The 19,128-nt window shown below is 69.4% G+C and carries 16 protein-coding genes; 6 read left to right on the plus strand and 10 right to left on the minus strand.

Annotated features, from left to right (window positions below; all coding sequences use genetic code 11):
• Positions 1 to 92: 92 nt before the first annotated feature.
• From FOZ70_RS17885 to cobU, 4 genes are read right to left on the minus strand one after another with little or no spacing between them, the layout of a single operon-like run.
• Positions 93 to 1,010, minus strand: coding sequence for a cobalamin-binding protein (locus FOZ70_RS17885; RefSeq protein WP_060229184.1), 918 nt, complete (start codon positions 1,008 to 1,010; stop codon positions 93 to 95).
• A complete protein-coding gene (gene cobD, locus FOZ70_RS17890; protein WP_219706366.1) occupies positions 1,007 to 2,026 on the minus strand; it encodes a threonine-phosphate decarboxylase CobD in 1,020 nt (339 codons plus the stop codon). Before cobD ends, FOZ70_RS17885 begins: the two co-directional genes overlap by 4 nt.
• A complete protein-coding gene (gene cbiB / locus FOZ70_RS17895) occupies positions 2,019 to 2,963 on the minus strand; it encodes an adenosylcobinamide-phosphate synthase CbiB (protein WP_219706367.1) in 945 nt (314 codons plus the stop codon). The genes cobD and cbiB overlap by 8 nt, the downstream gene beginning before the upstream one ends.
• Complete coding sequence (gene cobU, locus FOZ70_RS17900; protein ID WP_219706368.1) at positions 2,957 to 3,511, minus strand: bifunctional adenosylcobinamide kinase/adenosylcobinamide-phosphate guanylyltransferase; 555 nt, start codon at positions 3,509 to 3,511, stop codon at positions 2,957 to 2,959. The genes cbiB and cobU overlap by 7 nt, the downstream gene beginning before the upstream one ends.
• 74 nt (positions 3,512 to 3,585) lie before the next feature.
• On the opposite strand from cobU, the gene FOZ70_RS17905 reads away from it, so the two are divergent.
• The 4 genes from FOZ70_RS17905 (at position 3,586) to FOZ70_RS17920 (ending at position 6,709) form a co-directional block, all read left to right on the plus strand.
• Positions 3,586 to 5,097, plus strand: a complete 1,512-nt coding sequence (locus tag FOZ70_RS17905; protein WP_219706369.1) for a cobyric acid synthase — start codon at positions 3,586 to 3,588, stop codon at positions 5,095 to 5,097.
• An 81-nt stretch (positions 5,098 to 5,178) separates the two neighbouring features.
• Positions 5,179 to 5,319 (plus strand): hypothetical protein, encoded by a 141-nt coding sequence (locus FOZ70_RS17910; RefSeq protein ID WP_165581354.1) that lies wholly within the window; start codon positions 5,179 to 5,181, stop codon positions 5,317 to 5,319.
• Between the two features lie 149 nt (positions 5,320 to 5,468).
• The gene (locus FOZ70_RS17915; protein ID WP_048022571.1) at positions 5,469 to 5,882 is read left to right on the plus strand and encodes a DoxX family protein; all 414 of its coding nucleotides are present in this window, start codon (positions 5,469 to 5,471) and stop codon (positions 5,880 to 5,882) included.
• A gap of 158 nt (positions 5,883 to 6,040) precedes the next feature.
• Positions 6,041 to 6,709: a ParA family protein gene (locus FOZ70_RS17920; RefSeq protein ID WP_059496656.1), complete on the plus strand. Its 669-nt coding sequence runs from the start codon at positions 6,041 to 6,043 to the stop codon at positions 6,707 to 6,709.
• A gap of 146 nt (positions 6,710 to 6,855) precedes the next feature.
• On the opposite strand, the gene panD is transcribed toward FOZ70_RS17920, so the two are convergent.
• From panD to FOZ70_RS17940, 4 genes are all read right to left on the minus strand, one after another.
• Positions 6,856 to 7,242: an aspartate 1-decarboxylase gene (gene panD / locus FOZ70_RS17925; protein ID WP_021164250.1), complete on the minus strand. Its 387-nt coding sequence runs from the start codon at positions 7,240 to 7,242 to the stop codon at positions 6,856 to 6,858.
• Positions 7,243 to 7,286: 44 nt separating this feature from the next.
• On the minus strand, positions 7,287 to 8,126 hold the full coding sequence (panC, locus tag FOZ70_RS17930; RefSeq protein WP_219706370.1) for a pantoate--beta-alanine ligase: 840 nt from the start codon (positions 8,124 to 8,126) through the stop codon (positions 7,287 to 7,289).
• Positions 8,127 to 8,411: 285 nt separating this feature from the next.
• Positions 8,412 to 9,284 (minus strand): ScpA family protein, encoded by an 873-nt coding sequence (locus tag FOZ70_RS17935; RefSeq protein WP_021164248.1) that lies wholly within the window; start codon positions 9,282 to 9,284, stop codon positions 8,412 to 8,414.
• Between the two features lie 4 nt (positions 9,285 to 9,288).
• Complete coding sequence (locus FOZ70_RS17940) at positions 9,289 to 9,477, minus strand: DUF3460 family protein (RefSeq protein ID WP_006478107.1); 189 nt, start codon at positions 9,475 to 9,477, stop codon at positions 9,289 to 9,291.
• Positions 9,478 to 9,742: 265 nt separating this feature from the next.
• On the opposite strand from FOZ70_RS17940, the gene FOZ70_RS17945 reads away from it, so the two are divergent.
• Positions 9,743 to 11,557 carry an autotransporter assembly complex family protein gene (locus FOZ70_RS17945; RefSeq protein WP_219706371.1) on the plus strand — a complete coding sequence of 605 codons (1,815 nt, stop codon included), beginning with the start codon at positions 9,743 to 9,745 and terminating at the stop codon, positions 11,555 to 11,557.
• Positions 11,558 to 11,582: 25 nt separating this feature from the next.
• Entirely contained in the window at positions 11,583 to 15,674 is a 4,092-nt protein-coding gene (locus tag FOZ70_RS17950; protein ID WP_219706372.1) for a translocation/assembly module TamB domain-containing protein, read from the plus strand.
• Between the two features lie 67 nt (positions 15,675 to 15,741).
• Here FOZ70_RS17950 and metG read toward each other — a convergent pair whose 3' ends face one another.
• Positions 15,742 to 17,895: a methionine--tRNA ligase gene (gene metG, locus FOZ70_RS17955; protein ID WP_060127237.1), complete on the minus strand. Its 2,154-nt coding sequence runs from the start codon at positions 17,893 to 17,895 to the stop codon at positions 15,742 to 15,744.
• Between the two features lie 375 nt (positions 17,896 to 18,270).
• Entirely contained in the window at positions 18,271 to 18,915 is a 645-nt protein-coding gene (locus tag FOZ70_RS17960) for an OmpA family protein (protein ID WP_021163796.1), read from the minus strand.
• Between the last annotated feature and the right edge of the window lie 213 nt (positions 18,916 to 19,128).

Raw genomic sequence — 19,128 nt, forward strand, 5'->3', positions numbered from 1 at the left:
TCCGCATCTGAACGACGCGGCGCGCGGTCGATCTGTCTCGAACACCAACGCATCGGGTTCAGATGCGCGACGGGCGCGCAAGCCGCCGGAACTCAGCGCGCCGGCCGCCGCCCACGCGCGGCTTCGAGATCCTCGCACAGCGCGGCCGCGCCCTGCGCGATCCGCGGCGACGGTCGCGTCAGCAGATCGCCGTCGATCGCGAACAGGTTGTTGCGCGCCACGGCCGTCAGCGCGGGCCACGTGCGCCAGCGCGCCAGGCTCGGCAACGGTTCGTCCGTACGCGACGCCCCCGCGCTCGTCGTCACGATCGCCTCCGGATTGGCCGCGAGCACGGCCTCGTCGGTGACGGTCGGCACGAGCGGCCTGAGCGACGCGAACACGTTGCGGCCGCCGCACAGCTCGATCACGTCGTTGATCAGGTGCGCGCCATTGAGCGTCATCAGCGGCCGGTCCCAGACCTGGAAGAACATCGTGACGGGCGCCCGCGCGGCATAACGTGCGCGCAGCGCCGCGATGTCGCGCGTATAGGCGGCCGCGGCCGCATCGGCAGCCGGTTGCGTGCCGAGCAGCGTGCCGAGCCGGCGCAGCGACGACGATACGTCGTCGAGGTGCTTCGGTTCGCTGAAGAACAGCGGGATATGCAATGCGCGCAGCGCGTCGGTCTGCCGCTCGGCGTTGCCGTGCCGCCAGACGACGATCAGGTCGGGCTTCAGCGCGGCGATCCGCTCGAGGTCGAGCGCCTTGTTGTCGCCGACGCGCGGTATCGCTTGCGCGGCAGGCGGATAGTCGCTGTACGTGACCGTGCCGACGAGTTTTGCGCCGCCGCCGGCCGCATAGATGAGCTCGGTCGCGTGCGGCGCGAGGCTGATCACGCGCTGCGCGGGTGCAGGCAGCGTGACGGTGTTGCCGGCGTCGTCGCGCGTCGAGACGTCGGCGTGGACGAGCGGTGCGTGAGCGAGTGCGGTCAGCATCGCGACCGGTGTCAGCCGGCGCAACAGGCGCGCAATCATGCGGATTCCCGTTGCAGCAGCGGCACGCAGTGCGCGAGTGCGTCGCGGAGGCGCTGCCATTCGGCTTCGCTGCCCGGCAGGCCGACGCGTACGCTCGACGGTGTCGGGAAGTACCGCGTCCAGATTCCGCGTGCCGCGAGTGCCGCATGCAGTGCCGCTGCCCGCGGGTCGTCGGTCCAGCTGAAGAGCGGCGTCGCGCGGGCAGCGAAGCCGTGCGCGCGCAGCAGTGCGGCGAGCCGCTCGCCGTCGGCCGCGAGCCGCTCGCGGGCGGCGGCCTGCCATGCGCGATCGGCGAACGCCGCGGCGACCGCATGGCGTGCGGGGCCGCCGACCGTCCAGGCGCCGAGCATGTCGCGCAGCGCGACGATCTGGCCGGGGCACGCGAGCACGAAGCCTGCGCGGATGCCGGCGAGCCCGAAGAACTTGCCGACCGAACGCAGCACGACGAGCCCCGGGCGATCGACCTGCGGCGCGAGCGACTGCGTCGCGCCCGTATCGGCGAACGCCTCGTCGACGATCAGCGTGCCGCCGCGCGCCGACAGTTGCGCATGCCAGCCGAGCAGGCGTTCGGGCGGCACGAATTCGGCGGTCGGATTATTCGGATTCCCGACGATGACGTGGCGCAGCGTCGCAGGCAACGTATCGGTGCCGACGTCGAGCGCGACGACGCGATGGCTGTGTCGCGCGAAAGCGGGCGCGTATTCGCCGTACGCGAGCGTCGCGACGCCGGCGTCGCCGGACGGCAGCAGCGCGGGTAATGCGCGGATCGCAGCCTGGCTGCCGGCCACCGGCAGCACGTGCGCGGGATCGGGCGCGTGGTAGTACTGCGCGGCGCGGGCCGCGAGGCCGTCACCGTCGTCGGGCAGCCGGCGCCATGCGTCGGCCGGGACGGGCGGCACCGGATAGCCGACCGGATTGATGCCGGTCGACAGGTCGAGCCACGTGTCGTACGGAATGCCGTGGCGGCGTGCGGCTTCATGCAGGTTGCCGCCGTGCGTGATGCGGGTGTCAGACATGATGGGTGGCCATGACGAGTGCGCCGCTCGCGACCAGCAGCGCGAGCCACAGGGCAAGCGTGCGCGTGACGAGCGACAACGCGGCGACGATATGGACGGCGCTCGCCGTCGCGCCGGTGCCGAGCGCCGGACGATCCTCGATCTCGCCGTGATAGACGGCCGGGCCGCCCAACTGCACGTTCAGGCTGCCGGCGCCAGCGGCCATCACCGGGCCCGCGTTCGGGCTGTCCCAGTGGCGTGCCTGCGTGCGCCAGCAGCGCCATGCGGCGGCCGTGTCGCCGAGCAGCGCGTAGCTCGCGGCCGTCAGGCGCGCGGGAAACCAGTTGAGCGCGTCGTCGAGGCGCGCGGCGGCCCAGCCGAAGGTCAGGAAGCGCGGCGTGCGGTAGCCCCACATCGCGTCGAGCGTGTTCGCGAGCCGGAACAGCAGCGCGCCAGGGCCGCCTGCGACGACGAACCAGAACAGCGCGCCGAAGATCGCGTCGTTGCCGTTCTCGAGCGCGGATTCGACGGCCGCACGCGACAGCGCGCCTTCGTCCGCGTCGCTCGTGTCGCGCGACACGATGCGCGCGGTGAGCGTGCGGGCGGCGCCGAGGTCGCGCCGCAGCAGCGCCGCGGCGATCGGCGCGACGTGGTCGGCGAGGCTTTTCGCGCCGAGTGCGAACCACAGCAGGGCGATGTGCAGCGCGGCCGCGAGCGGCCATGGCAGCACGGCCGCGAGCCATGCCGCGACGGCGACCGGCGGCACGACCGCCACGATCCATGCGGCGACGCCGATCACGCGGCCGCGCCGGCCCGTGTTCAGCGCGCCTTCGATGCGCGCGGCGAGGCGGCCGAACGCGACGAGCGGATGCCAGCCGGCCGGTTCGCCGATCGCGCGGTCGATGATCGCGGCCGCAACCGCGAACATCGCGACTACGGGCAGCGACAGCATCAGCATGACGCCGCTCCCGTCTTGAGGTCGAGCGTCAGGCCGGCGACGAGCAGCGTCACGCGCGTCGCAAGCGCGGCGACACGCTGGTTCAGGCGCCCGAGTTCGTCGACGTAGCGGCGCGTGACCGACCCGAGCGGCACGACGCCGAGCCCGATCTCGTTGCTGACGACGATCACCTTCGCGCGCGCGCCGCGCAACGCGTGCTCGAGCCGGTCGACCTGCGCCGCGTACTGCGCATCGTCGAGCGGTTCGCCGTCGGCCGGGCACAGCAGGTTCGTGAGCCACAGCGTCAGGCAGTCGACGAGCAGGCACGCGTGCGGATCGTCGAGCCGCGCGAGCGTGCCGGCGAGGTCGACGGGTGCGTCGGCGAAGCCCCAGGCGGCCGGCCGGCGCGCGCGATGGTGCGCGATGCGCTGCGCGAATTCGGCATCGGCGGCGGTTGCGGTGGCGATGTAGGTGACGGGGCGGCCGCTGTCGGCGGCGAGGCGCTCGGCGTGCGCGCTCTTGCCCGAGCGTGCGCCGCCGAGGACGAAGGTGAGGTCGTGCGGAATCATCGCGTGATTGTAACGGCGCGGGCACACCGGCGCGGGGGATAATGCGGCCTTTGCTTCGCGACGACCTTTACACGATGAATGCACCCGAGCCGCGGCCGCGCGGCACGCTGATGATCCAGGGCACGACGTCCGACGCGGGCAAGAGCACGCTGGTCGCGGGCCTGTGCCGGTTGGCGCGCCGCGGCGGCGCGCGCGTTGCGCCGTTCAAGCCGCAGAACATGGCGCTCAACAGCGCGGTGACGGCCGACGGCGGCGAAATCGGCCGCGCGCAGGCACTGCAGGCGCTGGCCGCTGGCGTTGCGCCGCATACGGATTTCAACCCCGTGCTGCTGAAGCCGACGAGCGACCGCGGCGCGCAGGTGATCATTCACGGCAAGGCGCGCATGAACCTCGATGCGCGCGCGTATCACGGCTACAAGCCGGTCGCGTTCGAAGCGGTGCTCGAGTCGTACGCGCGCCTGCGCGCCGGCTACGACACGGTGATCGTCGAGGGCGCGGGGAGCCCGGCCGAGATCAACCTGCGCGAAGGCGACATCGCGAACATGGGGTTTGCCGAACGCGTCGACTGCCCGGTCGTGCTCGTCGCCGACATCGACCGCGGCGGCGTGTTCGCGCACCTCGTCGGCACGCTCGCGTGCCTGTCGGACAGCGAGCGTGCACGCGTGCGCGGCTTCGTGATCAACCGCTTCCGCGGCGACGTCAAGCTGCTCGAACCGGGGCTCGACTGGCTGCGTGCGCAGACGGGCAAGCCCGTGTTCGGCGTGCTGCCGTACCTGCACGGCCTGCTGCTCGACGCCGAGGACATGCTGCCCGCACAGGCGCGCAGCGCCGCCGCACGCGGCGATGCCGGCCTGCTGCGCGTCGTCGTGCCGGCGCTGCCGCGCATCAGCAACCACACCGATTTCGACCCGCTGCGCGCGCATCCGCAGGTCGAATTCACGTACTGGAAGAGCGGCCCCGTCCCGGATGCCGACCTCCTGATCCTGCCCGGTTCGAAGAGCGTGCAGCGCGATCTCGCATGGCTGCGCGACGCGGGCTGGGACACGCTGATCCGTCGCCATCTGCGCTACGGCGGCAAGGTGATCGGCATCTGCGGCGGGATGCAGATGCTCGGCCGCACGCTCGACGATCCGCTCGGCCTCGAAGGGGCGCCCGGCAGCGTGCTGGGGCTCGGGCTGCTCGATTTCGACACGACCCTGCAGCGCGACAAGACGCTGAAGAACGTGACCGGGCATCTCGCGCTGCCGGGCGGGGCGGCCGTGCGCGGCTACGAGATCCACATGGGCGACACGCACGGGCCCGCGCTCGCGTCGCCCGCGCTGACGCTGGCAGCCGACGCCGCAGCCGACGCCTCCGACGCCACACGCCCGGACGGCGCGGTGTCCGGCGATGGCCAGATTCTCGCGACCTACGTGCACGGGCTGTTCGACTCGCCCGACGCATGCGCGGCGCTGCTCGCGTGGGCCGGGCTCGACGGCGCGGAGCGCATCGACTATCCGGCGTTGCGCGAGGCATCGCTCGAGCGGCTGGCCGACTCGTTCGCCGACCATCTCGATCTCGACGCGCTGTACGCCGAGTTTCGTTGACGCTGGCCGGGCCATGCTCGCTTTTTCCGCCGGATCGCATACAACACAGGAGGGCGGATGTCCGCCTGGAGGAGTGCGACGATGAAGGCTCGATGGTGGTGGGGCATGCTGCTCGCGGCGCTGCTGGGCGTGTCGGCGGTTGCGCATGCGTGCGATTCGTCCGTACCGGGCGGCGGCCAGTCCGGTTCCGGCAACGCCACACAAGGCAAGAGCGGTTACTGAAGCAGGTCGCGGGGCATGATCGGGCATGCCCCTTTTTATGTCTCGATTGATTCCATTGGGGAATGAGTTAAAGCGAATTGGCGCGTTTATCGGTCGAATCGATTCGAATAGAGTGCGATCCATTCACACCACTCACGAAGGAATTCGCCATGAACCCCAATCGCCTCAACGATTTCGCCGCGACCCTGCTGCGCGTCGCGCTCGGCGTGCTGTACCTCGCGCACGTCGCGCAGAAGGTGTTCGTCTTCACGCTGCCCGGCACCGCGCAGTTCTTCGCGTCGATCGGCCTGCCGGGCTGGCTCGCGTACCTGACGACGTTCGTCGAACTGGCCGGCGGCCTGGCGCTGCTCGCGGGCTTCCGCGTGCGCGTCGCCGCGCTGGTGCTGCTGCCGTTCATGCTCGGCGCGACCGCCGCGCATCTGCCGAACGGCTGGAGCTTCGCGTCGCCGAACGGCGGCTGGGAATACCCGGCGTTCTGGGCCGTCACGCTCGCCGTGCAGGCGCTGCTGGGCGGCGGCGCATTCGCGCTCGGCGCACGGGAAGCCTCGGTTCAGCGTGCGTAATGGGGTAAGTGGGTAAGTCGGCGGGGTAAGCCGGCGTACGCAACGCGGCGCAACCCGTTTCGGTGACACCCCGTTTGCCGATATCATCGCTCCCTGTATCCGCAATCGAGCGGCGCCTGCCCCGCGGTAGGCGCCGCGCGGCTTTTTCGGGGGAATTCATGACGGTGATCGTGGTGGCGAATCCGAAGGGCGGCGTGGGGAAGAGCACGCTGTCCACCAATCTTGCCGGCTATTTCGCGGCGCAGGGCGCGTGGGTCGCGCTCGCCGACCTGGACCGGCAGCAGTCCGCGCATGCTTGGCTCGACCTGCGGCCGGCCGGACTGCCGGCAATCGAGGCATGGGAACTCGATCCGGACGCGCCGACGAAGCCGCCGCGCGGCCTCGAATATGCGGTGATCGATACGCCGGCCGGGCTGCACGGCAACCGGCTCAACGTCGCGCTGCAACTGGCCGACAAGGTGATCGTGCCGCTGCAGCCGTCGATGTTCGATATTCTGGCCACGCAGCAGTTTCTGGAGCGCCTCGCCGGCGAGAAGGCCGTGCGCAAGGGCAGCGTCGAGGTCGGGATCGTCGGGATGCGGGTCGATGCGCGCACGCGCTCGTCGGACCAGCTTCACCGGTTCGTCGAAGGGCTCGGCCTGCCGGTGCTCGGCTACGTGCGCGACACGCAGAACTACGTGCAGATCGCCGCGCACGGCCTCACGCTGTGGGACGTTGCGAAGAGCCGGGTCGAGAAGGATCTCGAACAGTGGCGGCCGATCGTCGAATGGGCCGAACGCCGCGCGCCGAAGGCCGAGAAGACGGAGAGGGCCGCCAAGGCGTCCTGATCGCGCGGCCGCCGGGCCGGTACGCGATGAAATGAGAAAGGGCCGGATCCCGTGACACACGGCATCCGGCCCTTCGATCCTACGACCCTTCGACCGCAAGCGGCACGGCCGCTCCGCGCGCCGCGGCACGCGGCCGGCCAGTCAGGTCAGGTCCAGTTCTGCGTCGGCACGTGATCGCGGTGGCCCTTGATCTTGTTGCCGTCGTCGATGAACACGAGCTTCGGCTTCCAGCCGGCCTGAATCTCGGCTTCATCGACCATCGCGAATGCGGCGATGATCACAAGGTCGCCGAGCTGCGCGCGACGCGCGGCCGAGCCGTTCAGCGAGATCATCCCGCTGCCGCGCTCGCCCTTGATCGCGTACGTCGAGAAACGCTCGCCGTTGTTGATGTTCCAGATGTCGATCCGTTCGTTTTCGATGAGGCCGGCCGCTTCGAGCAGGTCTTCGTCGATCGCGCACGAGCCTTCGTAGTGCAGCTCGCAGTGCGTGACGGCCGCGCGGTGGATCTTCGATTTGAGCATGTGGCGCTGCATGGTGTCTCCGTGATGCGTCGTGAGAGGCGCGGGCGGGCGGCCCGTCAGATTTCCAGGTTGTCGATGAGGCGCGTCGCGCCGAGCTTCGCGGCCGCGAGCACGACGAGCGGCTCGCCAGCTTCGAGTTCGGCGGCGCTCGGTGCGATCAGGTTCGCGCGGCGGCGGATCGCGATGTAGTCGGGCGCCCAGCCGCGCTCGGCCAGATGCGTGCGCGCGTGATGCTCGAGCTTGCCGAGGTCGCGCTCGCCGCCGAGCACGCTGTCGCGCACGCGCTGCAGCGTTTTCACGAGTTCGGGCGCTTCCTTGCGCTCGTCGGTCGTCAGGTAGCGGTTGCGCGACGACAGCGCGAGGCCGTCCTCGTCGCGCACGGTTTCGGCGGCGATGATCTCGACCGGCAGCGCGAGCTGCTGGCACATCCGGCGCACGATCATCAGCTGCTGGTAATCCTTCTTGCCGAACACGGCGACGCGCGGCTGCACGCAGGACATCAGCTTCGTGACGACCGTGCACACGCCGGCGAAGAAGCCGGGCCGGAATTCACCCTCGAGAATCCCGCCGAGATCGTCCGGCGGCAGCACGCGGTATTCCTGCGGTTCCGGGTACATGTCGCGTTCGGTCGGCGCGAACAGCACGTAGACGTTTTCCTGCTGCAGCTTCTCGATATCGTCCTGGAGCGTGCGCGGATACTTGTCGAAGTCCTCGTTCGGGCCGAATTGCAGCCGGTTGACGAAGATGCTCGCCACGACCGGGTCGCCGTGCTGGCGCGCGAGGCGCATCAGCGACAGGTGCCCTTCGTGCAGGTTGCCCATCGTCGGCACGAACGCCGTGCGGTTCTGTCCACGCAACTGGTCGCGCAGTTCCTGGATCGAGCTGATGACTTTCATGATCGGGTAGCGGTTTCCTCGCGCATGCGCGCGTTGGCGCCGCAGCAGCGGCGTCGGGGTCGAAGCGGAGAACGCCGGCGCGCGGGCGGCGCATCGGGCGTCGGCGGATTGTAGAGGATTTGGCCGCCAAACGCATCGAAAAAAGTACGGTCGTTCACTTTTTAAGAGGGCGTGCCGGCAGCGGCCCGCGCAGTCGCGTCGGGCTGCGGCGAGGCGGCATGTGTGCCGGAATGAATCGGGAGGGCGGGAAGGGCGGGCGCGGGCGTTACGCGGGCGCCTGGCCGGTTACGCGGGCAGGTACGCGAGACGCACGTAGATCGGCGCGAACGGCTCGGCCTGCGTGATCTCGAGGAGCGATTCGCGCGCGAGTTCGAGCATCGCGATGAAATTCACGACGACGACCGGCACGCCGCGCGACGTGTCGAACAGCTCGGCGAATTCCATGAAGCGCGCGTTCTGCAGCCGGCGCAGGATCAGGCTCATGTGCTCCCGCACCGACAGCTCCTCGCGGGAGATCTTGTGGTGCTGGACGAGCTTCGCGCGCTTGAGCACGTCGGCCCATGCGGCGCGCAGGTCGTCCGAATTCACGTCGGGGAAGCGCGGCGTGACGCTCTGCTCGATGTAGACCTCGGCGCGCAGGAAGTCGCGGCCGAGCTGCGGCAACTGGTCGAGCCGCTGCGCGGCAAGCTTCATCTGCTCGTATTCGAGCAGGCGGCGCACGAGTTCGGCGCGCGGATCCTCGGCTTCCTCACCGGTGTCGGCCTTCTTGACCGGCAGCAGCATCCGCGACTTGATCTCGATCAGCATCGCGGCCATCAGCAGGTACTCGGCCGCGAGCTCGAGGTTCGACGTGCGGATCTGGTCGACGTAGCCCAGATATTGCGCGGTGACCTGCGCCATCGGGATGTCGAGCACGTTGAAGTTCTGCTTGCGGATCAGGTAGAGCAGCAGGTCGAGCGGACCTTCGAAGGTCTCGAGGAACACCTCGAGCGCATCGGGCGGGATGTAGAGATCCTGCGGCAGCTTGAACAGCGGCTCGCCGTACAGGCGAGCGAATGCCGCGACACCGTCGACCGTGTCGGGCGTCGAATCGGCGCCCGCGGGCGCGGCGATCGCGTCGTCCTGGCGGGCGGCGCTGGCCTCGTCGGCGGCGCTCACGTCGTCAGAAGTTCTGGTAGTAGACGTACGACGTTTGCTTCACGCGCGATTCCTGCTGCTCGGCGCGCTCTTCAAGGTCGATCGGCTGCTTGTCCCACAGCAGGGAACGGCCCTTGCGCTGCTCTTCCTCGAGCGTCGGCTTCTGTTGCTTGAGCTGGTTCAGGAACTGCGTGACATCGGACTGGTACGGCATGGCTGGATTTTCCGTTTCGGGCGGCGCACGATGCGCCGGATTCACGATGGCGGGATTTTACCGCAACGCGGGAACGGCCGGCGGCAATCGCGCGTCGAATCCGCGGGCTGGCGCGCAGCCGGTGGCCGCAAGCGCGCCGCCGGGCATGACGCAGCGGCCACGCGCGCTCGCGCGGCGGTTTACAAACATTAAGCTTTGACGCCGGCACGCTGTGGTCAAATACAGGGTTTCCACAAAACCGTGACAACCGAGGGCGAGGTCATATTTGGCGGGGCAGTCGAACCAGCAAGCACATCCGGCACATGACGCGGGCCCGCGCGTGGAACGCAGTCGCGCCGGCGCCGCGGCCCGTGCCGCACGGGCGACCCTCGCGGGTTGCCTGGCCGCGTGCTTCGCGCTGCCGGCCCACGCGAAGTACGACGTCGATATCGACGCGCCGCGCTCGGTGCGCAAGCTGCTCAAGACGCACCTCGACATCGCGCGCTTCGCGAAGCGCGACGACATCAGCGACGACCAGTTCGACTTCCTCGTGACGGCCACCCCGCAGCAGGTGCGCGACCTGACCGCGACGGCCGGGTATTTCTCGCCGGTCGTGCGCACCGACGTGCGCACGCGCGACGGCAAGCGCGACGTGCGCATCGCGGTCGATCCGGGCAAGCAGACCGTCGTGTCGAGCGTCGACCTGACCTTCAACGGGCCCGTCGACACCGAGGACCCGAAGCAGGAAGCCGCGACCCGTTTCGCGTTTTCGCTGAAGCCGGGCGACCCGTTCACGCAGTCCGACTGGGACGGCGCGAAGGGCGCGGCGCTCAGGCAATTGCAGTCGCGTCGTTATCTCGGCGCGAAGATCGCGTCGTCGGAGGCGCGCATCGATCCGCGCACGCAGCGCGCGACGCTCGCGGTCACGTTCGACAGCGGTCCGACGTTCACGATCGGCAAGGTCGACGTCGACGGTGTGCGGCGCTATCCGGAGAAGATCGTCACGAACGTCAATCCGCTGTCGGAAGGCGAGATCTACGACGTGCAGCGGATCACCGAATTGCAGCGGCAGTTGCAGAACACGCCGTACTACGCGAGCGTCGCGATCGACGTCGGCGACGATACGGCGAAGCCCGAGCGCACGCCCGTGCACGTGAAGGTCAGCGAGTTCCCGTACAACAACATCCGCGGCGGCGTCGGCTTCGCGACCGACACCGGGCCGCATGTGCAGGGCTCCTACACGTATCTCGACACGTTCGGCGCCGCGTGGCCGCTGACCGTGTCGGGCCGGCTCGACCAGATCCAGCAATACGGGCAGGTCCAGCTGTCGATGCCGCCGGGCGAGAAGGGGTGGACCAACAGCGTGCTCGCGTCGTACACGAACACCAACGTGTCGGATACGCGCATCTACAGCGCGCGGGTCGGCGTGCAGCGCACGCGCACGGGCCAGTTCATCGACTATTCGTATTCGCTGATGTACTACCAGGACCGGCTCGACCAGAACGGCGCGGGGCCGACCACGAGCCGCGCGCTGGTGCCGCAATGGGCATGGACGCGCCGCAACGTCGACGATCCGCTGTTCCCGCGTTCGGGCAACCTGATCCACGCGGAGGCCGGCTTCGCGGTCAAGGGCGTACTGACCGACCAGACCTTCATCCGCGGCTACGCGCGCGGCCAGCAGTACCTGCCGGTCGGCAAGCGCGACCTGTTCGTGTTCCGCGCGGAGCTCGGCGGCGTGTTCACGAGCGGCAGCTCGACCGGCGTGCCGGCGTCGCTGCTGTTCCGCGCGGGCGGCTCGAACTCGGTGCGCGGCTACGGTTACCAGAGCATCGGCAACAGCGTCGACGGTTCCGTCCTGCCGACCAAGTACCTGATGACGGGCACCGCCGAATACCAGCACTGGTTCAACCGCGACTGGGGCGCCGCGACGTTCTTCGACATCGGCACGGCCACCGATGCGTGGGGCGAACGCGTGTTCTATCCGGGTGTCGGCGTCGGCGCGCGCTGGCGCAGCCCGGTCGGCCCGATCAACGTCGACGTCGCGTACGGGTTGCGCAACCATAGCGTGCGCCCGTACCTGACGCTCGGCATCGCTTTCTGAACGTACCGCTTCATCGACGAACCGCATGACGAAGGACCCGAACGATACGAACGACACGCCGCCGCCTGGCGATCCGGACACGCCCGACGGCGCGCCCGCCGCGCCGCCGCGCGCGCCGCGCCGCGGGGCCGTCGCGCGCATCGGGCGGTTCGTCGCATGGACGCTCGCGACGGTCGTGCTGCTCGTCGTGCTGGCCGTCGGGCTCGTGCTGGCCGCGGTGACGACCGAGCACGGCACGCGGCTCGCGTGGCAGGCGGCGGAGCGCGTGCTCGGCTCGCGGCTCGCGGGCACGCTCGACGGCGGCTCGCTCGCGACCGGCGTGCGGTTGCGCGGGTTCGCCTGGACGAGCCCCGACGGCACCGGTACCGAAATCCGCATCGACCGGCTCGACGGCCGCTGGGCATTGACCCGCGCGCCGTGGCGTCTGTCCATCGCGTATCTTCGCGCCGGCACGATCGACGTGCGGATCCCGCCGGGGCCGTCGACGCCGAGTACGACGCCGCAGGACCTGAGCCTGCCGCTGCAGTTGCGGATCGACGACCTGCGCGTCGATCGCCTGGCGATCCACGACGGCGGCTCGACGACGCAGCTCGACCATCTCGCGCTGAACGGCCGCAGCGACGGTCGTCACCATGAACTCGTGCTCGACGGCGTCGATACGCCGTACGGCGCGCTGACTGCGCGCGCGAAACTCGATGGCGTGAAGCCGTTTGCGCTGACGGGGGAGGCCACTTACGCGGGCAAGCTGTCCGACGAGCCGGTCGATGCGCGCGCTCGCGTGTCGGGCTCGCTCGAGGCGCTCGTCGCGGAAGTCGACGCGAGCGGGATGAAGCTGAACGGGCGCGCGCACGTCGAGGCCGCGCCGTTCGGCGCGGTGCCGCTCACGCGCGCGTCGCTCGCGTTCGATCACGTGAACCCGCAGGCGCTCGCGCCCGGCGCGCCGGCCGCCGATCTCGCGGTGCGCGCGGAACTCGCACCCGTGACCGCGCCGGCCGGCTCGGCGCCCGCAAAGGGGTTCGCGGTGACGGGCCCGGTGTCGATCGTCAACGCGAAGCCCGGCACGCTCGGCGATCACCTGTTGCCGGTGATCGACGCGCACGCGAACGTGCATCTCGACGCGCACGCGCAGCGGATCGACGCGCTTGCGCTGAAGCTGATCCGCGACGGCAGCGTGACGGGCAACGGCACGCTGACGGGCGGCAAGGGCCGCTTCGACCTGAAGGTCGCGAACCTCGACCTGAACGCCTTCGTCGCCGAGCTGCGGCCGATGCGCCTGGGCGGCCCGCTCGGCGTGACGCTCGCGGGCGACGTGACGACCGTCGACTTCAACCTGAACGATCCGAAGCTCGCGCTCGGCGCACGCGCGAAGGTTGCGCTGACGTCGCAGCAGACCGTGCTGACCGACGCGCGCGTGACGGCGGGCAAGGGCCGCATCGACCTGACGGGCGTGTTCCGCCACGATGCGCATTCGAGCTACGACGCGAAGGCGACGCTGACGGCGTTCGATCCGCTGCTGCTCGCCGCGCAGAGCGCGCCGAAGGCCGGCGGCGGCAAGGCGCCCGCCAAGGCGGCCAAGGCGCCGCCCAGGCGCGGCGAGACGCGCGTGTCGGGCACGCTGACGGCGTCGGGCGCGTTCGCGCCGCAGGTGTCGACGAAGGCGACCTTCAAGCTCGGCGACAGCCTGTACGACGGCGTGCCGCTGACCGGCGCCGGCGTCGTGCAGCTCGCCGGCTCGCGGATCCTGCCGAGCAACGCGAACCTGTCGATCGCGGGTAATCATGTCGACCTGCGCGGCAGCTTCGGGGCACCCGGCGACCGGCTGCGCTTCGTCGTCGACGCGCCGCAGCTCGACCGGCTCGGCTTCGGCGTGGAAGGGCTCGTGCAGGCGCAGGGCGACCTGACCGGCAGCTTCGCGCACCCGAACGTGACGGCCACCTACAAGGCCGAGCACGTCGTCGTCGGCTCGAACCGGATCGGTGCCGCGCAGGGCCGCGCGGACATCCGCGACGGCGCGCACGGCGCCCTCGTGTTCACGGCCGACGCGACCGACCTCGCGCTCGGCTCGCTGACGCTGAAATCGCTGCGCGCGAACCTCGACGGCACGCGCGCGAAGCACACGCTCGACGCGTCGGCGCTCGGGACGGCTGGCGGCCGCGTGATCGACATGACGCTCGCGGCGAACGGCGGCGTGGTCGAGAGCCGCGACGGGATGCGCTGGGACGGTACCGTGACGCGGCTCGCGAACCGCGGCACGCCGAGCGTCGCGCTGCAGGCGCCGCTGACCGTATCGGCCGGTGCCAGCCGCGTGACGCTCGGCGCGACGCGGCTCACGCTCGAGGGCGCGGCGATCGACCTGAAGTCGTTCGTGTTCGATCACGGCCAGATGCGCTCGGCGGGCTCCGTGAGCGGCGTGTCGGTCGCGCGTTTCCTCGAGGTCCGCCAGGAGCTGACGGGCCAGCGGCCACCGGTGCGAACCGACGTCGTGCTCGACGCCGACTGGGATTTCTCGCTCGGCGCGAACTCGACCGGCCATGTGCAGGTGAAGCGGCGCGGCGGCGACGTGACGATCGAGAGCGGGCGCGGCATCGCGTCGCTGGGGCTGACCGACCTGTCCGCACGCGCGAACTTCACGCCCGGCAACCGGCTCAACGTGACGGCGCTCGCGAAGGCGAACCGGATCGGCACGCTCGATGCGAACGTCACCGTGCCGTTTGCGCTGCGCGACGGCATGTTCGGCGTGGTCGACGACGGCCCGCTGTCGGGCCGCATCGACGTCGACGTCCCGGCGCTGAAGACGACCGGCAACCTGTTCGGGCCGAGCTACCTGCTCGGCGGGCGCGCGGCGCTGAAGCTGACCGTCGCGGGCACGCCGGTGAAGCCGAACCTGTCGGGGACGCTGACGGGCGACGACCTGTCCGCGACGCTTGTCGACCAGGGCGTGCAACTGAAGGACGGCATCGTGCGCATCAAGCTGTCGGAAAACCTCGTCGAATTCCAGCAGGTCGAGTTCCACGGCGGCGACGGCACGCTGCGCGCACTTGGCCGCGTGCGTCTCGACGGCGAGGCGCCCGACCTGACCGCGAGCATCGTCGCGGACAAGCTCGAGCTGTTCGCGGCGCCGGACCGGAAGCTGTCGCTGTCGGGCAAGGCGACGGTCGCGAACGACGGGCCGCGCGGCGCGCTGTCGATCGACGGCAAGTTCGTCGTCGATCGCGCGCTGTTCGACCTGCCCGAGGAGTCCGCGCCGCACCTGTCGGACGACGTGGTGATCGTGCAACCCGACGGCACGGTGCGCGGCGAGACGCCGACCGGCACCGCCGTCGCCAAGCCGAAGCCGGCCGCGGACAAGCCGGCGCCGTCGCTCGCGCCGCGCGCGAACATCGACATCGGCCTCGGCAACAACTTCCGCTTCAAGGGGCACGGCGCGGATCTCGGGCTGCGCGGCACGATCACCGTGATGAGCGCGCCGGGCGTGCCGCTGCGCGCGGTCGGCAACGTGCGCGTGACCGAAGGGTCGACGTACACGTCGTTCGGCCGCAAGCTCGCGATCGAGAACGGCTTCTTCACGTTCAACGGCCCCGTGTCGAACCCGGGCGTCAACATCCTCGCGATGCGGCGCAACCAGGAAGTCGAGGCCGGCGTGCAGGTCACGGGCACGATCCAGTCGCTGACGGTCAAGCTGGTGTCGGAACCGAACGTCACGGACAACGAAAAGCTGTCGTGGCTGCTGTTCGGGCACGGCACCGACCAGGGCAACAACGTCGGCCAGCAGGGCACGATGACGGCGGCGCTCGGGCTGCTCGGCAGCGTGACCGGCAAGCGCGTCGCGCAGACCTTCGGTCTCGACGAGGTCTCGGTCGGCCGCAGCGAAGTGGGCCTCACCGATCCGCAGGTCGTGCTGGTGTCGAAGGCGATCAACGAGCGGTTCGTGCTCGGCTTCGAGCAGGGGCTGCAATCGGCGAGCAACGCGTTCAAGGCGACGATCAACCTGACGCGCTTCTGGTCCGTGTCCGCGTACGGCGGCACGTTCCAGGGCGTCGACCTGAACTACACGCGGCGTTTCGACCGGTGGTTCGGCAGCGACGCGGCGCGGGCGCGGCGTGCCGAGCAGCCCTGAATGAAAAAGCCCCGCACGAAACGAATCGTGCGGGGCTTTGTTTCGCGCCAGCGGCAGCGCGTTCGGCTTACTTCACGCGCATGCCGGGTTTCGCGCCGCTGTGCGGCTCGAGGATGTAGAGGCCCGGTTCCGCCTTCTCGTCGGTGGCCGACGCGGCGAGCACCATCCCTTCGGACAGGCCGAACTTCATCTTGCGCGGCGCGAGGTTCGCGACCATCACGGTCAGCTTGCCCACGAGCTGCTCGGGCTGGTACGCGGACTTGATGCCCGAGAACACGTTGCGGGTCTTTTCCTCGCCGACGTCGAGCGTGAGCTGCAGCAGCTTGTCCGAACCCTCGACGGCCTGGCACGCGACGATCTTCGCGATGCGCAGGTCGATCTTCGCGAAATCGTCGATCGAGATGGGGGCATCGTCGGCGCCGTTCACGGCGGCCGGCTTCGCGTTCGCCTTGGCGTTCTTCACCTCCTTGGCGGCGTTCGCGCTCGCGGCGGCCGCGCCGGTGGCCTCGGCCTGCAGCGAATCGCGGTTCGCGGCGAGCAATGCCTCGATCTGCTTCGGGTCGACGCGCGTCATCAGGTGCTGGTACGCCTTGATCGGCTGTTCCGACGACAGCGGCTTCGCGGCATCGGCCCATGCGAGCGGCGCGATCCCGAAGAACGACTCGACGGCCTCGGCCACGCGTGGCAACACCGGCTTCAGCGCGAGCGACAGCAGGCGGAAGGACTCGAGGCTTACGCTGCAGGTTTCGTGCAGCGCGACCGCGTTGGCCGGATCCTTCGCGAGATCCCACGGTTTCGCGCCGTCGACGTACGCGTTCACTTCGTCCGCGAGCTCCATCGTGTGGCGCAGCGCGCGGCCGTACTCGCGTGCTTCGTAGTGCGCGGCGATCCCCGGAATCGCATCGCGCAGCTTCACGACGAGCGGATGGTTCATCGCGCTGTCCTGCACGCGGCCGTCGAAGCGCTTGATCAGGAAGCCTGCCGCGCGGCTCGCGATGTTCACGTACTTGCCGACGAGATCGCTGTTCACGCGCGCCTGGAAATCGTCGAGGTTCAGGTCGATGTCTTCCATCGTCGCGTTCAGCTTCGCGGCGAAGTAGTAGCGCAGCCATTCGGGGTTCAGGCCCGTGTCGATGTAGCTCTGCGCGGTGATGAACGTGCCGCGCGACTTCGACATCTTCGCGCCGTCGACCGTCAGGAAGCCGTGCGCGAACACGTTGGTCGGCGTGCGGTGGCCCGAGAACTCGAGCATCGCGGGCCAGAACAGCGTGTGGAAGTACAGGATGTCCTTGCCGATGAAGTGATACTGCTCGGTGGTCGAGCCCGGGCGGATCCACGCGTCGAAGTCGACGCCGTTGCGGTCGCACAGGTTCTTGAAGCTCGCGTAGTAGCCGACCGGTGCGTCGAGCCACACGTAGAAATACTTGCCGGGTGCGCCCGGGATCTCGAAGCCGAAGTACGGCGCGTCACGCGAGATGTCCCAGTCGGCGAGCTTGGCCTCGCCGGCGTCGCCGAGCCATTCGCGCATCTTGTTGGTTGCTTCGGGCTGCGCGAGGCCGCTCACCCATTCGCGCAGGAACGTTTCGCAGCGCGGATCGGACAGGCGGAAGAAGTAGTGCTTAGAGGTCTTGCGCACCGGCGTCGCGCCCGACACGACCGAATACGGGTTCAGCAGTTCGGTCGGCAGGTAGGTCGAGCCGCACACTTCGCAGTTGTCGCCGTACTGGTCCTTCGCGTGGCACTTTGGACACTCGCCCTTGATGAAGCGGTCGGGCAGGAACATTTCCTTGACGGGATCGTACGCCTGCTCGATCTCGCGCTCGGCGATGAAACCGGCTTCCTGCAGCGCGACGTAGATCTTCTCGCTCAGCACGCGGTTCTCGTCCGAATCGGTCGAGTAGAAATTGTCGAACGACACGCCGAAGCTGTCGAAGTCGCGCTTGTGCTCGGTCCACACGCGGTCGATCAGCTGCTTCGGGGTCAGGCCTTCCTTCTCCGCGCGCAGCATGATCGGCGTGCCGTGCGTGTCGTCGGCGCCGATGTAGTAGACCTCATGGCCATGCATTCGCAGCGTCCGCACCCAGATGTCGGTCTGGATGTACTCGACCAGGTGGCCGATGTGGATCTGCCCGTTGGCATAGGGCAGTGCGGACGTAACGAGGATCTGGCGGCCACCTTGCGGCGCCGCAGCCTGCACGGAAGTGAGGTCGGATGCGGACATAGGGTCTGTAGAGGAACGGCGGAAAACGACGGGAAACTGCGATTCTAGCAGGGGTGCGCGCCAGCGACGCGGGCAGGGCGCCGCTGACGGGCGCCGGAACGGGCGGGGCCGCGCAAGCGGCGTGCCCGATGGCGGTGTGCTGCGATGCAGCACGAATTCCGTGGGCAAAAAAAACCGGGGCGGATACGGCCCCGGAGCAACAACGACAAGAGGAGAATGGTGACGCGCCGGCAACACCAGCCGCGTACCGTAAATACTGACCACGGCCTGCGACAGAAGTTCGAAAATTTTTTCGATTTGTTACCGGCTCCGCCGGAAGCCTTGTCCGGCGAGGCTGCGCGGGCGGCGGGCCCGCGCCTTCCCCTCGTCGTGCGCTTACTGCGCCTGTGCTGCGCGCAGGTAGATTTCGACGCGGCGGTTCTGTGCGCGGCCGGCTTCCGTCGCGTTGTCCGCGATCGGGTTCGACGGGCCCATGCCCTGTGCCGACAGGCGGCCGCCGGCGACGCCGCGCTGCACGAGCGCATTCACGACGCTCTGCGCACGGTTCTGCGACAGCGTCTGGTTCAGCTGCTGCGAACCCGTGCTGTCCGTGTAGCCGACGATCGATGCCGTCACTTGCGGGTTCTGGTTCAGCGTCGTCGCCAGGTCGTTCAGCAGCGGCGTGAAGGCCGGCGTGATCGCGTACTGGTTCGTCGCGAACGTCACCGAGCTCGGCACGTTCAGCTTCAGCGAGCCGTCCGGCTGCTCGGTCACCTGCGTACCCGTCTTGGCTGCCGACGGCGCGAGCTTGTTCTTGATCGCCTGCCAGTTGTAACCCGTCACGCCGCCGACCAGTGCGCCGACGCCCGCGCCGATCGCCGCGCCCTTGCCGCCGCCCGCCAGCGCGCCGATGCCTGCGCCCAGCGCCGCACCCGTGCCGGTACCGACGGCCGTGTTGTTGCCTTGCTGCGTGGCGCAGCCTGCCAGCAGTGCGCCGGCCAATGCGAAGACGGACAGACGGGTCGCGATTTTCATGTTCATCTTGGATTCCTCTCTTGGTTGAACGAGTCGACAACGACGACAACAGTTACGGCTCCACGCGCGGGCCGCCCGAAAAAGGAGGGCAGGCCTGCGCCAGCGGCAGCCGCCGAGGTGGCCGCATGCCCTGTCCGTCAGCGTGGCTGTTCGGGCAGTGCGACGCGTCAGCCTCTACAATATAGGCGGTTGGCGGCCGATTTGGCCCCATAGCATGCC

Source organism: Burkholderia sp. COPS, from assembly GCF_019425585.1.
Classification (GTDB): Bacteria; Pseudomonadota; Gammaproteobacteria; order Burkholderiales; family Burkholderiaceae; genus Burkholderia; species Burkholderia cepacia.

What these genes read in the sequence shown, in the direction of transcription:
- FOZ70_RS17885 (WP_060229184.1), bottom strand. Translation starts at nt 1,010, where the DNA reads ATGATTGCGCGCCTGTTGCGCCGGCTGACACCGGTCGCGATGCTGACC.
- cobD (WP_219706366.1), bottom strand. Translation starts at nt 2,026, where the DNA reads ATGTCTGACACCCGCATCACGCACGGCGGCAACCTGCATGAAGCCGCA.
- cbiB (WP_219706367.1), bottom strand. Translation starts at nt 2,963, where the DNA reads ATGCTGATGCTGTCGCTGCCCGTAGTCGCGATGTTCGCGGTTGCGGCC.
- cobU (WP_219706368.1), bottom strand. Translation starts at nt 3,511, where the DNA reads ATGATTCCGCACGACCTCACCTTCGTCCTCGGCGGCGCACGCTCGGGC.
- FOZ70_RS17905 (WP_219706369.1), top strand. Translation starts at nt 3,586, where the DNA reads ATGAATGCACCCGAGCCGCGGCCGCGCGGCACGCTGATGATCCAGGGC.
- FOZ70_RS17910 (WP_165581354.1), top strand. Translation starts at nt 5,179, where the DNA reads ATGAAGGCTCGATGGTGGTGGGGCATGCTGCTCGCGGCGCTGCTGGGC.
- FOZ70_RS17915 (WP_048022571.1), top strand. Translation starts at nt 5,469, where the DNA reads ATGAACCCCAATCGCCTCAACGATTTCGCCGCGACCCTGCTGCGCGTC.
- FOZ70_RS17920 (WP_059496656.1), top strand. Translation starts at nt 6,041, where the DNA reads ATGACGGTGATCGTGGTGGCGAATCCGAAGGGCGGCGTGGGGAAGAGC.
- panD (WP_021164250.1), bottom strand. Translation starts at nt 7,242, where the DNA reads ATGCAGCGCCACATGCTCAAATCGAAGATCCACCGCGCGGCCGTCACG.
- panC (WP_219706370.1), bottom strand. Translation starts at nt 8,126, where the DNA reads ATGAAAGTCATCAGCTCGATCCAGGAACTGCGCGACCAGTTGCGTGGA.
- FOZ70_RS17940 (WP_006478107.1), bottom strand. Translation starts at nt 9,477, where the DNA reads ATGCCGTACCAGTCCGATGTCACGCAGTTCCTGAACCAGCTCAAGCAA.
- FOZ70_RS17950 (WP_219706372.1), top strand. Translation starts at nt 11,583, where the DNA reads ATGACGAAGGACCCGAACGATACGAACGACACGCCGCCGCCTGGCGAT.
- metG (WP_060127237.1), bottom strand. Translation starts at nt 17,895, where the DNA reads ATGTCCGCATCCGACCTCACTTCCGTGCAGGCTGCGGCGCCGCAAGGT.
- FOZ70_RS17960 (WP_021163796.1), bottom strand. Translation starts at nt 18,915, where the DNA reads ATGAACATGAAAATCGCGACCCGTCTGTCCGTCTTCGCATTGGCCGGC.